At 36.5% G+C, this 14,876-nt stretch carries 10 protein-coding genes, 1 tRNA gene and 5 pseudogenes; 3 read left to right on the top strand and 13 right to left on the bottom strand.

The window, feature by feature from the left end; translation table 11 throughout:
- The first annotated feature begins 4 nt into the window (after positions 1–4).
- Both L3081_RS09495 and L3081_RS09490 read left to right on the top strand, forming a co-directional pair.
- Entirely contained in the window at positions 5–526 is a 522-nt protein-coding gene (locus tag L3081_RS09495) for a phosphatase PAP2 family protein (RefSeq protein ID WP_242285181.1), read from the top strand.
- On the top strand, positions 523–1,578 hold the full coding sequence (locus tag L3081_RS09490; protein ID WP_242285180.1) for an MJ1255/VC2487 family glycosyltransferase: 1,056 nt from the start codon (positions 523–525) through the stop codon (positions 1,576–1,578). The genes L3081_RS09495 and L3081_RS09490 overlap by 4 nt, the downstream gene beginning before the upstream one ends.
- Before the next feature lie 53 nt (positions 1,579–1,631).
- Here the strand turns inward: L3081_RS09490 and L3081_RS09485 are convergent, their stop codons facing one another.
- Positions 1,632–2,438: a UDP-2,3-diacylglucosamine diphosphatase gene (locus L3081_RS09485; protein ID WP_242285178.1), complete on the bottom strand. Its 807-nt coding sequence runs from the start codon at positions 2,436–2,438 to the stop codon at positions 1,632–1,634.
- 389 nt (positions 2,439–2,827) lie between these two features.
- Here L3081_RS09485 and L3081_RS29010 point away from each other — a divergent pair.
- Positions 2,828–3,031, top strand: a pseudogene (locus L3081_RS29010) (IS91 family transposase); the annotation flags it as partial.
- Positions 3,032–3,300: 269 nt separating this feature from the next.
- Here L3081_RS29010 and L3081_RS09480 read toward each other — a convergent pair.
- From L3081_RS09480 to nadA, 12 genes and pseudogenes are all read right to left on the bottom strand, one after another.
- Positions 3,301–4,044, bottom strand: coding sequence for a hypothetical protein (locus L3081_RS09480; protein ID WP_242285175.1), 744 nt, complete (start codon positions 4,042–4,044; stop codon positions 3,301–3,303).
- A gap of 220 nt (positions 4,045–4,264) precedes the next feature.
- Positions 4,265–4,981, bottom strand: a pseudogene (locus tag L3081_RS09475) (transposase); the annotation flags it as partial.
- Positions 4,982–5,539: 558 nt separating this feature from the next.
- Entirely contained in the window at positions 5,540–7,159 is a 1,620-nt protein-coding gene (locus L3081_RS09470) for a hypothetical protein (RefSeq protein ID WP_242285171.1), read from the bottom strand.
- Complete coding sequence (locus L3081_RS09465; protein WP_242285169.1) at positions 7,132–8,367, bottom strand: hypothetical protein; 1,236 nt, start codon at positions 8,365–8,367, stop codon at positions 7,132–7,134. Before L3081_RS09465 ends, L3081_RS09470 begins: the two co-directional genes overlap by 28 nt.
- 253 nt (positions 8,368–8,620) lie before the next feature.
- Positions 8,621–10,037, bottom strand: a pseudogene (locus L3081_RS29005) (transposase).
- A 241-nt stretch (positions 10,038–10,278) separates the two neighbouring features.
- Positions 10,279–10,761, bottom strand: coding sequence for a DUF2971 domain-containing protein (locus tag L3081_RS09450; RefSeq protein WP_274620392.1), 483 nt, complete (start codon positions 10,759–10,761; stop codon positions 10,279–10,281).
- A gap of 80 nt (positions 10,762–10,841) precedes the next feature.
- Positions 10,842–11,072 carry a hypothetical protein gene (locus L3081_RS09445; RefSeq protein WP_242285158.1) on the bottom strand — a complete coding sequence of 77 codons (231 nt, stop codon included), beginning with the start codon at positions 11,070–11,072 and terminating at the stop codon, positions 10,842–10,844.
- A gap of 278 nt (positions 11,073–11,350) precedes the next feature.
- Positions 11,351–11,950, bottom strand: a complete 600-nt coding sequence (locus L3081_RS09440; RefSeq protein WP_242285157.1) for a GNAT family N-acetyltransferase — start codon at positions 11,948–11,950, stop codon at positions 11,351–11,353.
- Positions 11,951–12,238: 288 nt separating this feature from the next.
- A pseudogene (locus L3081_RS09435) lies at positions 12,239–12,528 on the bottom strand (transposase); the annotation flags it as partial.
- A 163-nt stretch (positions 12,529–12,691) separates the two neighbouring features.
- Complete coding sequence (locus L3081_RS09430; protein ID WP_242285153.1) at positions 12,692–13,405, bottom strand: NYN domain-containing protein; 714 nt, start codon at positions 13,403–13,405, stop codon at positions 12,692–12,694.
- Positions 13,406–13,630: 225 nt separating this feature from the next.
- Positions 13,631–13,720, bottom strand: a tRNA-Ser gene (locus tag L3081_RS09425).
- Between the two features lie 133 nt (positions 13,721–13,853).
- Positions 13,854–14,837, bottom strand: a pseudogene (gene nadA, locus L3081_RS09420) (quinolinate synthase NadA); the annotation flags it as partial.
- Positions 14,838–14,876: the final 39 nt, after the last annotated feature.

The following is a 14,876-nucleotide window of genomic DNA, read 5'->3' as shown; positions in this document are numbered from 1 at the left end:
GGTTATGAACATCATAAATAGTGTTTATCGACATGATTGTCGACTATTACTCTGGTGTGTAAAATCACATAGTTATCGTCGCTTTATCTTCTGGATAAAATGGCTTTCGCGTAGCGGTGATGGTTATATACAACTATTGATACCTGCTTACTTTTTATATTCAGATGGGCAAGCGGGACGTGATTTTTTTATCGTTGTTTTAACCGCTTTTGCTTTTGAACGTAGTCTCTATTTTTCAATTAAAAACAGTTTAAAGCGCCCTCGCCCTCCTGCTGTCATCCCTTACTTTTTAGCCATGGTCACTCCGGCGGACCAATTTAGTTTTCCTTCGGGTCATACTATGGCGTCGTTTCTCCTTGCAACATTAGTGCTTGCCTATGTAGGCAGTGACGCTTATCCCGTCGCTATTTGGGCAGCAGGGGTAGGCGTTTCACGAGTTGTTTTAGGGGTGCATTTTCCAACTGATATTTTAGCCGGTGCCAGTTTAGGTACTTCAATAGGTTATGGGGCAAGTTTGTGGTTATGAAAATTTTGTATGGTATTCAAGGCACAGGAAATGGTCATATTTCTCGCTCTCGCATTTTAGCAAAAGAGTTGAGGGATTGCGGTCTATCAGTCGACTACTTATTATCAGGCCGAGCTAAAGATGAATTTTTTGATATGGAAATTTTTGGCGAATTTCAACACAAACAAGGATTTACCTTTATCAGTGAAAATGGCCGTATAAATTACCTTAAAACGGCTCTAAACAATAATATATTCCGTTTTATTCGTGATATTTTCGCATTAAATTTATCAGATTACGATCTGATCATCACGGATTTTGAACCAGTAACGGCTTGGGCGGCAAAGTTAAAAGGCATACCCGCTCTTGGTATTGGTCATCAATATGCGTTTGGAGAAAACACACCTACGTCACGAGATACTTGGTTAACCCGTAGCATCATGAAATATTTTGCTCCGGCAAAACATAATATAGGCTTACATTGGCACCCTTATAATATTTCAGTGTTACCACCAATTGTTGATATGGAATTAACGCGCAGTACCAATAAAAAACATATATTAGTGTACTTACCTTTTGAAAATCAAAAAGATATTGCGCTAGTATTGAAGAACTTTCCCGACACTCAGTTTATTCAATACTCCTCGGATTTAATCACGGCTCAAACGGGTAATGTGGTATTTAAAAAAACTAGCCTTGTAGAGTTTAAGCAGGATTTAAAACATGCCGATGGTGTAATATGTAATGTCGGCTTCGAATTAATTAGTGAGTGTTTACATATTGGCCTACCGATATTAACCAAAGCATTAAATGGTCAAATGGAACAATATTCTAATGCTTTAGCACTCAAGCAGTTAAACTACGCTGATGTAATTGAAGTGCTCTCTAGGGACAATATAGCACATTGGCTAGATCATAAAACGTCAGCAAACATTCCTCCATGGCCAAACGTTGCAAAAGCGATTGCTGAGCTAATAGCAAGCAATAACTGGCAAACGTTAAAGCATGGCGCGTTAAACAATGAAACATTAAACTTATGGCCTAAAGGCGTAAAAAACTCCCAACCGCTTTAGCACAGCATTAAGCTTTGCGTAACAACATGCTATGCCACTTTCTATGCCTCTTTCTATGCCACTTTACTATCTTTTTTTGGTGTTTGCTCAGGCACAATACTTACCAAATTATCAATTTGTTTGATTTGCGACCAATAAACCAATGACAACTCTCCAGTAGATGACTCAGCCAATGCAGAGCAATTCTCAACCCAATCACCGTCGTTGAGATACAGAAAACCCGCCTCTTCAACAATCTCAGGGTGATGAATATGCCCACAAACAACGCCATCAAAACCTTGCTTTTTTGCTGTTTCAACGCAAGCATTTCTGTATCTGGCAATGGCATTGCCTGCGCCTTTCAACCTACTTTTTATATAACTAGCTAACGACCAATATGGTCGGCCTGCTTTTACACGTCCCCAGTTATACCAACGATTCATAAAGAGAAGAAAATCATATAAAACATCACCAATCCAAGAATGTAATGAACCAAGGCATACTTGTTGATCAAATTGGTCACCATGTAAAATCAATAATTTTTTCCCTTGCTCGGTAACATGTGTATAGCTTCTGTGAATTTCGATATCCCCAAAATGCATACCATCATATTTTTGAATCGGCTCGTCATGATTTCCGGGTAAGTAAATAACCCGAGTGCCTTGAGAAGGTAATGACAATAATTTGTGGAATAAATTATTGTGAGCTTTAGGCCAACGAAACTGTTTAGACATTGCCCACATATCAACAATATCACCAACAAGGTATAAGGTCTCAATTTCACTATGACCAAGAAAATCTAATAAATATTCAGCCTTACAATCCTTGCATCCTAAATGAATATCCGACAACCATACCGTTTTATAGTGTTTTTTCACCATTAAGCTTCCCAGTAACTTATCGTGCTTAAAACTTGTGAACTAGGCTAAAGGGTACTTTTTACAAAATAGTGACATTTTTTTTAAATTGAGGTGACAAAATTAAATTATTTTGCACAGAGTTTGTACATTGTTAGTTTATAACACTTAAAAACAGGGCTGAAAATGAATAATTGTGGCTCTAGGAATTCTCCACGATTGCCTTTCCAGTCTCTAAACAGTACAGATTCTTGTGATGAAATAGTCATACAGTTCCTTTACTCATAACAAGCTTGTAGAATTGCTCGTTTTTTATTGTTTTTGTTAATTTCAGAAACACTGACTGACTTTGAGCAGTCATTCAAATGAATCTTTTTTTATAAATATCAAGTTAGAATGGGGGTCCGCATTAATTACTGCCCAAAGGATTACAGCGCGTGCGCGATTACGGGTTGTTGTCGTCAGGGGCTAAAAAACTGCGATTGTTGATTCAATTACTGGTAATGCCTAACCACAATTGGCTGACACAAAATAATGAGGTAATAACCCGCGCCACTAGAATATGCCCTTGCTGTCAACATAAAATGCATTGTATTAGTATCACGCGAACGAGGTAGCCGAAAGGCGAATACAATAAGGACAATGGCTAAAATGAAAACCAAAAACGAGGAAAAGAAGAAAGTCCCTATGAGACAATAAAGAAAAATTTAGTGAAAACAGACGAAAAATAGCCTTTATTTTACGGCTTAACTTCGTGCGCCTTGCGATCAAGTAATTGCTTGTGAACCCTTCAACAAAAAAATCACTATTTACACTATAAGTAGCGCTTCGGGCTTGTTCAACACCCGAATAAGGTGTCGGCTGACGCGACACCTATTCTTATTTGTTAGCCGTTTTTGTACGCATTTCTAAATTCTCTTGGGACAAAAATATATTTTGATACTTCATCAATTATTTCTGGGTGTAAATGAAATGGAGAGTTTTCAGCCATAGTACTTTTCTTAATTGAAACAGACTTTCTGTTAGAATTTGAATAATACAGGTTATTCCAAATTAAATCAGGTCTAGCACTAGAGTTTAAATTTTCTAGTGATTTTTCGATAAAACCACCTGATATTCTTGTGTTTATTTTAGTGGGCTTATCTACTAATTTAATTTGTTTATATTTTTCATTTTTAACCGAAACGTAACTATTGTCTGAATACTCATAAATTTCAGCATTACAATAACGACGTAACTCCCATACGGCTCGATCTAAAATTGCAAGTTCACAATCTTTTATAAACCAAGACACTTCTAAATACCTATATTTCGCACCAAATTTTTCAAGACGATCAATAAATTTTGTTGTTTGTTCTGACAAAGTAAAATCTAAGACATTACTAATAAGAATTAAAGATTTTTTTACCTCGTGACCTATAAAATCATCTCTATTTGTAGGTTTTGGAATACGAGTAAGAATTAAAATACATTTAGCGTACTTTTCAAGTGCGTGTAGTGCAGACCAATGAAACTGAGGAAATAAACCTGCACGGTATGCCATGCGAGCATGAATGTAATCTTTATCTGCGGTATCTCTAAAAGATCTAAGGGCAAAACTATTTATTTTTTGCATGAGACTATGAGGCATGATTACTCTCGAAACGGCTAACGAGCTTGTAGAATTACTCGTTTTTCTATCATTTATTAATCAAAATACTCTAACTGGATTTTTTTCTTTTAACAATCAAAAACGTTTACGTTTTTGGCGATTTTATTTTTTACATCGTTAACTTAACAAAATAGTGGTTTAGTAGCTGATAATTTAGTGTTATAACGATTTGTATGGTGTGGCGTTGGGCTTTTAACCCTTAATGCAGGTTGTTTCTTAACTTTTCAATATTATGAACAAGGCAATACAGTTGCAATTGGGTGTTTACTTTTTCTTGACCGCGTAAGGTCAATTTATTCATGCCTTTGTTGACGGTAATATTGCCAAACACTGGCTCAATAGCACCTAATCGCTTACTGTATTGTCGTCGACCGATTGGGCTGTCTATTTTAACCTTCATTTTGTCAATGTAGCTTAGCTGTTTACACAATTCATCATTTTTAAACTGAACTTGTCGTCCTGTTTTTATTGGCGGTTTTCTCATACATTGCTGTTGCAGTGGGCAACTTTTGCAATCTTTTAAGTAACCACAGAATCGCGTGTATTGTTGATTGTGACTTTTTACATTTATGCCGCTTCGCCACATGTTATTGCCTGCCGGGCATCGGCATGTTTGCGTTACTTTATCATAGTGAAAATCGTCTGAGGTAAATAGCCGTGACTTACCTTTACGGCGCTTTTCTTGCGCTGTTTCATAAGTTTCGCTTTCTTTAAATAGTGGATTTCTTTTTCTAAATTGGTTATCTGCAATATAAGTATCAAAGCCACTTTGTGCCATAAACTCAAGATTCACTTCACTGTTAAATCCGCTGTCTGCGGTGAATTTGATAGTGTGTTTATCTACTTCTTTTTTTGTATTGAGTTTAACAAGTTGTTTTTTTAATTGTGCAACGGCCGGCTGTAAGGTTTGTTGTTCGCACAATGGCGTGAGCTTCTCGCCTAACTGGATGAAAAAGAGCATGAGGTTAATCGTCAAGCCAATTGTTGTTCATGATGATTACTATGCCATGTAGTTCAAGCCACGTTGTCTTGATTAGACACGCCATTGGTGCGCATTACCTTATAAGAGCAATGAGTAAACTCGTTTACACCTTAACTGAGCCTGAAACTAACTGAGACCTGTTTAACACCAAGTAATCATCCTACTTGAATAGTGCCGCAAAAGGTTAACCGATGAATGTCTAGTGCCCCTGCTACAGAAAAGGATTAAGGAAAAGCAGGCAGTGATGAGATCACACTAAGAGAGCCTCAATATGTGTTTGCCGTAAACGTTTGTTTAATGGCTCACCGACATAGCGAAGTAGATGATGTTGTGAATTGCCTGACAAATTAGCTGCCTAACGGCAGCTAAATAGAACCCTATTTGCTATTAACGGGAATAAGGCTCATATGTGTTATGTTTTTGATGGTAAGACTGCGATTTGTCCAACGCAATCTAAACAACTTCCAATATATACATTTTTAACTTGGCGAATTATCGATTGTAGACTTTAATAGCCTTAAAGTGTAATCCTAGTAACAACAATATAATCAACATATGCCCCATGCTACCACCAGAACTAGATTTTCCCTTTGTAGTTATAGCTTTTTCTTCTACTTTTATTGTTAAAGTAGACGTGCTGCGAGCACCGTATTCATCAACAGCAGTTATTACTACAGCATGATTACCTACGCCGGTTAAACTACCAGTTAGTACGCCAGTGTCACTTAAACTTAAACCTGATTTTTCTTCTATTGTTAAAGTGAAAGTATGTCCTTCGGGGTCGCTGAATAGTCCAACGAAGTCAATATTAATGGACTGTTCCTGAGTAATAGTTTCAATTATGTAGTTTGGTATCAGTTGCGGTGCGTAATTAAAGCTAGTGGAAAAAGTAAAAACAGCACTTAATTCACTATCGCCGGCATCTACGATTAAAGGTTGCTCATCCAACTCAGTGCCGTTATAACTCAATTCATTTTGACCAGATAAACTAAAAGCAGAAGGCATAGATTGTTCAGCAAAACTTAGCTCTGAGTTTTGATCGAAATCGAAAATGAAATTGCTAAGCGGAAAATTCTCTTCTACTCCTTGGTTTACATTTATAGAGGTGTTATTCGAATTTAGCCAAACGGGTGCTCGGTTTAACTGCAAACGTCCTAACATATGCCGATCTAAAAGATACCAAAGGTTTTGACCATCCATATAGAAAGAATATTGGTGACTACTTAAACCTAACGAATAATAACCACCTTTTTCTTTAGCAAGTTCGCTACTTGGCAATGAATAGAGCTGAGTAACCTCTCCTGAACCATTTAACTTAAACAGTAATGCAGATTTTACTTCATTGTCATAAGTAATAAAGTGCTTTTCATCCAAAATTGCAACATCCTGCAGCCCTTTGACTCCGGGGTTCATTACAACATGTTTAAGTTCATTCTCTTCCATCTTTAAGGTATGAATATGATCTCCCCAATAAGTGCCTAACATCAAGTATTCTCCGATGACAAAAGCTTCGGTAGCCATACTACTACTGCCTTCGACATAATATTGAGAAACCAAATTCAAGCCATCATCGCCATTACGTAAACTGTAGATATACCTAGTTTCTGGGTTTACCAAATGAATCGCATTTTCAAAAGAAACAATCCTTTCTGTACCTGATATAACAAAATTTTCTTCTGGGTTTTCTTCAATATAACGCTCAAAAGTTAATTTGTTATTTTCAAAAGAAAAGGTGCTTAATACCGTTTCTTGGTTGTGACTAGTTAATGCAACAAACTTTCCTTCATACCAATCCCCATAAATTCGTCCCAAATATTCACCTGATAGGTAAACCTGCGCCCCTTCTGAGTCGAGATAACTCTCTGCAGCTGAAATAGAAAACGACTCATTGAATTTATCGTAGTATAGGACTTGATATTTGTATTTCCCTATGATTAAAAAGGTATTATCTTCAACCTCCTTGATATGCCGATTGCTCGACGTAAGCGATATTTCTATTTGTTGTAATTCTTTAAAATTTTTAGTGGAAGATATATCAAATAATCGAACATCATAATCTGCAATTAGCAGTAAGCGGTTATTTGCTACTCCTTTGTATGATTTATGCTCCAAGGGATTTCACTATTTGCATGTTCTTTCTGAAGGAATCTGTTATAAGTAAAAATAAAATCATTGTCGAATGACAATACACCATATGCACTTTTATTATCTTGACGACCCTCTCTAATTAACATCTCATTGCCGTATAGATAAGAAAGTGTAGGCTTTGCATGACCGTCATCTAAAGTCGAAAAATAGAAAGTTGATTGAAATTTATAACTTCCATCATCGCTATAAGTAAACGCTCTAGCTTCACCCAAACGCCCTCCTAAATTACCGGTAATAACAAAAGAGTTAGATTGCAAAGCTCTATAAGATAAAGGAGTTCCTTCAAAAACATCTTCTGAACTTACAGATAAAACCACCTCTACTTCAGCTGTTTCAGTTATTCTTATAATCACAAATTGAGAAGAGTCCCCCAATGAGATATGCCCTGACTCAGGGTTTAACATTATATTTTCGGATTGCTCTAGGCGCGGGAGGCCATCGTCCATATATGAGTGAGCTAAGCTAAACTTACCAAGTTCATTTTGAGTGTATGTTTCTATATCACCATTGTAAGGAATAACCACAAGTATTCCCGATGTATTCATTGAGGCATGAATAATTCTTGAATCGACAGGTACTATATCTTGCTCTGAAAGCTCACCGTTTTCTTCATTAACAGTAATAACAACTAATTCAGTTTCAAAGATATCACCATACATTGCAACGACAAGCGAGTCAGCATTAGCTGATTTTGTTAACACTAGATTATTATTTACAGCTGTTTCAAAAGACTCCGGTAATGTATATAGAGGTGGAGAGGTATGTACTTTATTTTCATCAAAAGTTACTTTTCTAATATTAATATCTGTTCTGTTTTCACCGTATTCATTAACAACCATATAAATAGCATTATTTAGAACTTGAATTGTTCTAATATGAGTTTTGTCAGGATTTAACCCTAATTCAAAAAGGTTGTATTCGTTTACTAATGAAAGTGTTTTATTTCCCTTAGAAAATATTGAGATATTCGCAGTATCTGAATTGTAGCTTGCAGCTAAGTTTCCATCTGTATATAACTTAGCCGCATCAACTAACCTCTCTCGATGAAATTTATCTTGCGTTATTTTTGCTGCTTGTTCCGTAAAGTATGACTCATCTTCATTTGCACTGACTTGATAAATTGGCGAAATGAACAATACCAATAACAATATTAAAAAAACTCGAACTTTCATAAAATCCCTTTTTTGATTAGCTATCCCGACTTTGACGGATAACATTAAACATAACGAGCTTGTAGAATTACTCGTTTTTATATTATTTTATTAATGAAAATACTCTAACTGGATTTTTTTCTTTTAACAATCAAAAACGTTTACGTTTTTGGCGATTTTATTTTTACATCGTTAACTTAACGAAATAGTGGATTAACGTCTGATAATTAAGTGTTATAGAAGGTTATATGATATGGAGTTGGGCTTTTAACCCTTAATGCAGGTTGTTTCTTAACTTTTCAATATTATGAACAAGGCAATACAGTTGCCATTGGGTGTTTACTTTTTCTTGACCGCGTAAGGTCAATTTATTCATGCCTTTGTTGACGGTAATATTGCCAAACACTGGCTCAATAGCACCTAATCGCTTACTGTATTGTCGTCGACCGATTGGGCTGTCTATTTTAACCTTCATTTTGTCAATGTAGCTTAGCTGTTTATGTGATTTATCCTGTTTAAATTGAACTTGTCGTCCTGTTTTTATTGGTGGTTTGCGCATGCATTGCGATTGTAGTGGGCATACCTTACAATCTTTTAGGTAACCACAAAATCGCGTGTATTGTTGATTGTGACTTTTTACATTTATGCCGCTTCGCCACATGTTATTGCCTGCCGGGCATCGGCATGTTTGCGTTACTTTATCATAGTGAAAATCGTCTGAGGTAAATAGCCGTGGCTTACCTTTACGGCGTTTTAGTCGGCGCTTTTCTTGCGCTGTTTCATAAGTTTCGCTTTCTTTAAATAGTGGATTTCTTTTTCTAAATTGGTTATCTGCAATGTAAGTATCAAAGCCACTTTGTGCCATAAACTCAAGATTCACTTCACTGTTAAATCCGCTGTCTGCGGTGAATTTGATAGTGTGTTTATCATCATTAATCGCGATGCCATTGTAACCTTGGATTGTGCCTTTTGACGTCGTCATTTTCGCACTGTCTGGGTCGGTGATATTACTTTTTACCGGCTTGCCTTTACTGCCTGTTTTTTCTTGATGTGTGGCTAAAAATTCAGTGATTTTCTCTGCACTTTTATCCAGCCTTTTCTTTTTGTTTTAAGTCCTGTTCAATTAACTCCTCACCCGGACCATCCTGTGATTGGTGGCGTGCTATAATTCGTTTACTCGCGCGCTCTAGCTTTGCTTTTTTACGACCTAACTCGTCGAATGTGCCGCTCCATTCTTTACTCGCATTTGATTTTAACTTACAGCCATCAATGGCAAACATGTTGCGACCTATCAAACCTTCTTTGTCGCAGATCATTAACACTTGCGTAAAGAGTGGTTCAATTTGGTCTTTCATTCGAGCAACGAACGAAGCTATTGAGGTGTAATGCGGTTGCACATCTCCCGATAAACTCATGAAGGTTATATTGGTTTCACAGGCATTGGCAATGCGTCTACTGCTGATCAAACCACGAGAGTAACCAAAGAGGATAATTTTTAATATCACCGACGGTGAATAGGCGGCTGCGCCGCCGTTATCGTTTTGATACCACTGTTCGAAGCCTGATAAATCAAGGTGATTATCAACAATATGCGCCAGTGCATATTCAAACGTTCCAGGAGTTATTTGCTGAGAAAAATCGATGGGTATGAATTTACTTTGGCAGGAAAAATCAGGTTTGTAGTTAGCCATGTTAATTAACTTTTACCGGATAATATCTATTAGATCACAACAGGTAGCATCAAACAATCAATAAATAGGCGACATAACAGATCGATTTAAACAGTTTTTTGATAAGACTTTTTGATCTAAAAAAGAGAAATTCTACAGCCTCAACGCCTTGCTCAGCGGAAAAATGCGAGCGTGAGCGAGTAGTTTTTCCGATGCAGCAAATTGTTATGTATTTAATTAATTTGCTAAGTAGATATCATTTTTAAACTGATATTTTCATAAGTTTATATTTTGGGTGTTGATATGATAGTAGATAACAGGGGCACATCAAGTCTTTGCAATATGCTTGAACCTGTGAAATTTGGTTGTCAGGAAATTCACAACCCAATACCACACCTTTTATAACATCATGAATCTGGATAAAAATATCAGAACTGGTTTCATTAAAAAGTAACCATCTATATTCTTCTTCTCCAGACCAATCAATGCTCTTTTTGAAAAAAATTGACTTCAGCATTTCATTTGCATTAATAGTGCTAAATATATCAATTTTACTTAGTTCAATGCCATCACCATGCGTTATTTCCTGTCCTCCTTCTACAATAGCAAGCCAAGCCAGATATTTAATTTTTTCATGCATTAAATATTCAGGTTTAACTGCATATTCTTGTAGTTTTTCAGTCAGTTTTTGTTTGTCCAATAAGATGCAAAAACCTTTTGAATTATCACCGTATTGTGACCACATTCTAGGTCTGCCGTAAATTGAATTTTCTAGATAACAACCACCCTTTGGTAAATCCTTAACATCAGCAGTACATAATATTTTTAATTGATTTCCAATGTTTCTTTAATTTCATGAGCTTCTCTTCGGCTTTTTATTTCATTTTCAGATTCTCCACTGCCATGACCTATATCCGAAACCCAGTCGCATGAACTTTCACGAGGATCATCTAGGTTTTTAATTGAGCCAAGCCTAAGCTGCTTGTCATGTAGAATATTGGCTAAGTTATTCAGTGATGAATAGTGCGCCACATTACCGCCTTCATTTATTATCATAGTTCTCGATGTGTATTTTTTGCGTCGCAGACACATAGCAGCTATATTAGAAGGATGAATATCATGTTTAAACACGACATTGATCCTTCTATCATGTAAATTTAAAAACCTACAATACTCCAATTATCTCTACTCATCAATAAGTTAATAGTAACCCCGCCAACTGGTTGATGAGTGAAAGGTTAATAAAAACCTTTTTTCATGCAAATTACATAATCTTCGACTTTAGTGTATTTATGCACAGTCAACAATAAAAAAACAATCACAAAACATCTAAACTAAAATGAAGATTTATCATTGGTGGCCTGATAAGTTTTACCGATATGACTCGGGTTAATTTTTGATGTTAAAACATGGTCTTGCCACAAACCAATTATTTTAAGATATGATTTAGCAATACCTTCTTTTTCAAAGCCGAGCTTAGTTAAAAGCTGTCCACTACGAACATTTGACGGCATATAGTTTGCCATAACTCTATGAAGTTCTACTTTAGTAAAAGCGTAATCAATGGATTCTCGAAGCATTTCAAACATTAATCCTTTACCTTCATCTTGATAGTTAACTGAATAACCCAAATTACATGCTTGAAATACTCCGTGAACAATATTAGAAAAATTACAAGTACAAATGATTCTAGAGCGACTTTTATCAAGACCAACTAGCGATATAGATGAGCCAGACTGAAAACTGTTAAAGTTCAACTCTACGCGCTTTTTAACAGATTCATCGGTGAAGTAGTTATCTGTTCTTATTGGTTCCCACTTTGATAAATGAACTCGGTTATTATTTTCGTAAGTAGCTAAAAGAGAGAAATCCTCTGAACTAAGTACAGTAATGATAAGATTATCGGTAATCAACTCGGGGATAGAATCTTTCACTGAACACTCTCAAGGCATATAACAATTTAGTATTTATGCAACACGTAATTTGTGTTGCATAATCGCTTATTGAACTGAGGCAGTACATGCTCGATATGTCAGACTTGGTGTTGTTTATGTTTTGGGAGTTTTATTTTAAGTCATCCCGACATTGCTCAGCGTTTATTAAGCACCTATTACATCTAATTTTTTATCATTAAGCAATCATATTTTTTAGGCGCACAATCTTCTTCAATCTGAATAATTAAGCAGGTTAACTGTTTGATTTTTTAGCAGCAAGCTAGGCTGCTAACTCGTTCGTGCTACGTTATTTCTATCTACGCCTACTAAATTTATCACTCCTTTAAATTTCAGTATGCCCGTTTTACATAACTGATAAGGCCAGTGAACTAGCAATGGTTCTTTTTTATAGGATATTTTATCGCATAACCCGTGTGCTGCTCTTGAGTTTTTTTCAGGGCTAACTTTCGTTTGCGACATGCATTGGCTAAAAAACCATAGTGACGCATTCACATAAACCCTTTGGGTAATACATGTCGTAAATAACGACGTATAAACTCATCACAGCTCAGGGGGATTACTTTATCGAGATTATTATCTTCTTAATCTCGGCAAGTTAACTTGCCACTTTCCAACCATACCTTTAACCCATGCTGACTTTAAAATGATAACCAAGATGAATAATGGCACTAAATACCAATCGGCGCTATACATCATGTTCAGGTAAATTGATAAATCCATTTAATTTAACTTATGCTTGCGTATGTCTCTAACCCATGTGGCTGAGCCATGTGTTCGCTTCATTTCAAATAAGTCTATTGCGGCAAATAAGTCACTTAACTTTTTAAAGCCATAATTGCGTTGGTCGAAGGATGCGTGATTTGATATGTGCTTTCCAATAGGGCCTAGTTGTGCCCAACCATCATCCTCTTCTGAGGCCTCTACGGCCTGGCGAAGCATATTTATTAATTTTGTATCGCACTTAATACTTGGTTCGTTTTTACTTGCGGGCTTTTCTTCTTGTTTAATTTCATCTAAATACAGAAATTTAGAACAACTATTAACAAAAGCACTTGGCGCTTTACGTTCACCAAAACCGATAACAAACTTACCGTCTGCTAAAGCGCGGGTAACAAGTGGAGTAAAATCACAATCAGATGAAACTAAACAAATAGTATCTACATCTTTAGTGTATAGAATGTCCATAGCATCAATAACTAGTGCTATGTCTGTGGCGTTTTTACCTTTGGTTAAATCAAATTGTTGGATAGGTTGAATAGCATATTCGTGCAGTACATCTTCCCATGGTTTAATGCATGGGCTTTTCCAATTACCATAAGCTTTACGAATATTAACAACACCGTAGCGCGCTAGTTCAGATAATATAATATCTATTTTCGCTGCAGGAGCATTGTCGGCATCAATAAATAGTGCAATTTTTTCCTTAACACCCAAAATGCTACTCCCTTAACAATACATCAAATTTTGTTTATGTTATTGCAACATAAAATCAAAATATATTTCATTTTCAATTTTATATTTATACCACTTAGGACAATTTATTGCTACTGCAAACCAAAGCTCACGGTTTAAGAAAGCGCTTTATTAGAATGGCCAGTAAAACAGGAATTTTAGACGAAAAAAACCGTTAACCTTTCAGTTAACGGTTTTTTTATAATATGGCGGTGAGCGAGAGATTCGAACTCTCGTTAGGGATAAACCTAAACACACTTTCCAGGCGTGCGCCTTCAGCCACTCAGCCAAATCACCAATATTTTTTAACCGCGCTATAGTAGAGAAAAAGAAACTAACACGCAAGTGGAACCCTTTAATAACTCAATATAAATGAATGATTGTAGAAACTTTATTCAATTAACTATCTATTAAGCCGAGTTAAGGTTAACTATGCATTACCTTTTACTTTCAGTTTATTTTCTGCTGCAAAGTTTAACATTCTATGAAGTGGTATTAAGGCTTTTTTCGCCAGTGCTTCATCTACGGTGATCTCTTTACCTAATGGGCTTTCTAGGGCTTCTGCAATTGATTTTAAGCCGTTCATTGCCATCCAAGGGCAGTTAGCACAACTTCGACACGTTGCGCCGTTACCACCAGTTGGTGCGGCTATAAAGGTCTTGTTTGGGCTTGCTTGTTCCATTTTGTAAAAAATGCCTTGGTCTGTTGCCACAATAAAGTGTTGGTTCGACATTTCTTGGCTTGCTTTAATGAGTTGGCTTGTTGAGCCTACTGCATCGGCTAGGGCTACTACATTCGCGGGTGATTCAGGGTGAACCAATACAGCGGCCTCGGGATATTGAATTTTTAAATCACGAAGTGCTTTTGCTTTAAACTCATCGTGAACGATACAAGCACCCTGCCACATTAGCATTTCTGCGCCTGTTTCTTTTTCAATATACGAACCTAAGTGACGATCAGGTCCCCATAAAATAGGCTTACCTTCACTTTCTAGCATCTCTACAATTTCTAAGGCAATACTTGAGGTTACTACCCAGTCTGCTCTCGCTTTAACCGCAGCTGATGTATTGGCATAGACAACAACAGTATGATCAGGGTGTTGATCACAAAAGGCAGAGAATTCTTCAACCGGGCAGCCTAAGTCTAATGAGCATGTTGCTTCAAGCTCTGGCATTAACACTGTTTTTTCTGGCGTTAATATTTTGGCTGTTTCTCCCATAAACTTAACACCGGCAACAATTAATGTTTTTGCCGGATGCTGATTACCAAAACGTGCCATTTCCAGAGAGTCTGCTACGCAGCCTCCAGTTTCTTCAGCAAGTGCTTGGATTTCGGGGTCGGTATAATAATGAGCAACTAATACAGCATTTTTTTCTATCAAAAGGGCTTTAATTTTAGCTTTGTATTTTGCTTTATCATCATTAGTTAACGATGCTTTGGCTTAGCTGAAATT

It is taken from the genome of Colwellia maritima (genome assembly GCF_022669015.1).
Classification (GTDB): domain Bacteria; phylum Pseudomonadota; class Gammaproteobacteria; order Enterobacterales; family Alteromonadaceae; genus Colwellia; species Colwellia maritima.
The sequence above is the reverse complement of the archived record's forward strand: the minus strand, read 5'-3'. Positions and strand labels throughout refer to the sequence as shown.

Bases quoted from the DNA above. Each gene is read 5' to 3' on its own strand.
- L3081_RS09495 (WP_242285181.1), top strand. From the start codon at position 5: ATGAACATCATAAATAGTGTTTATCGACATGATTGTCGACTATTACTC.
- L3081_RS09490 (WP_242285180.1), top strand. From the start codon at position 523: ATGAAAATTTTGTATGGTATTCAAGGCACAGGAAATGGTCATATTTCT.
- L3081_RS09485 (WP_242285178.1), bottom strand. From the start codon at position 2,438: ATGGTGAAAAAACACTATAAAACGGTATGGTTGTCGGATATTCATTTA.
- L3081_RS09480 (WP_242285175.1), bottom strand. From the start codon at position 4,044: ATGCCTCATAGTCTCATGCAAAAAATAAATAGTTTTGCCCTTAGATCT.
- L3081_RS09465 (WP_242285169.1), bottom strand. From the start codon at position 8,367: ATGAAAGTTCGAGTTTTTTTAATATTGTTATTGGTATTGTTCATTTCG.
- L3081_RS09450 (WP_274620392.1), bottom strand. From the start codon at position 10,761: ATGTGGTCACAATACGGTGATAATTCAAAAGGTTTTTGCATCTTATTG.
- L3081_RS09445 (WP_242285158.1), bottom strand. From the start codon at position 11,072: ATGATAATAAATGAAGGCGGTAATGTGGCGCACTATTCATCACTGAAT.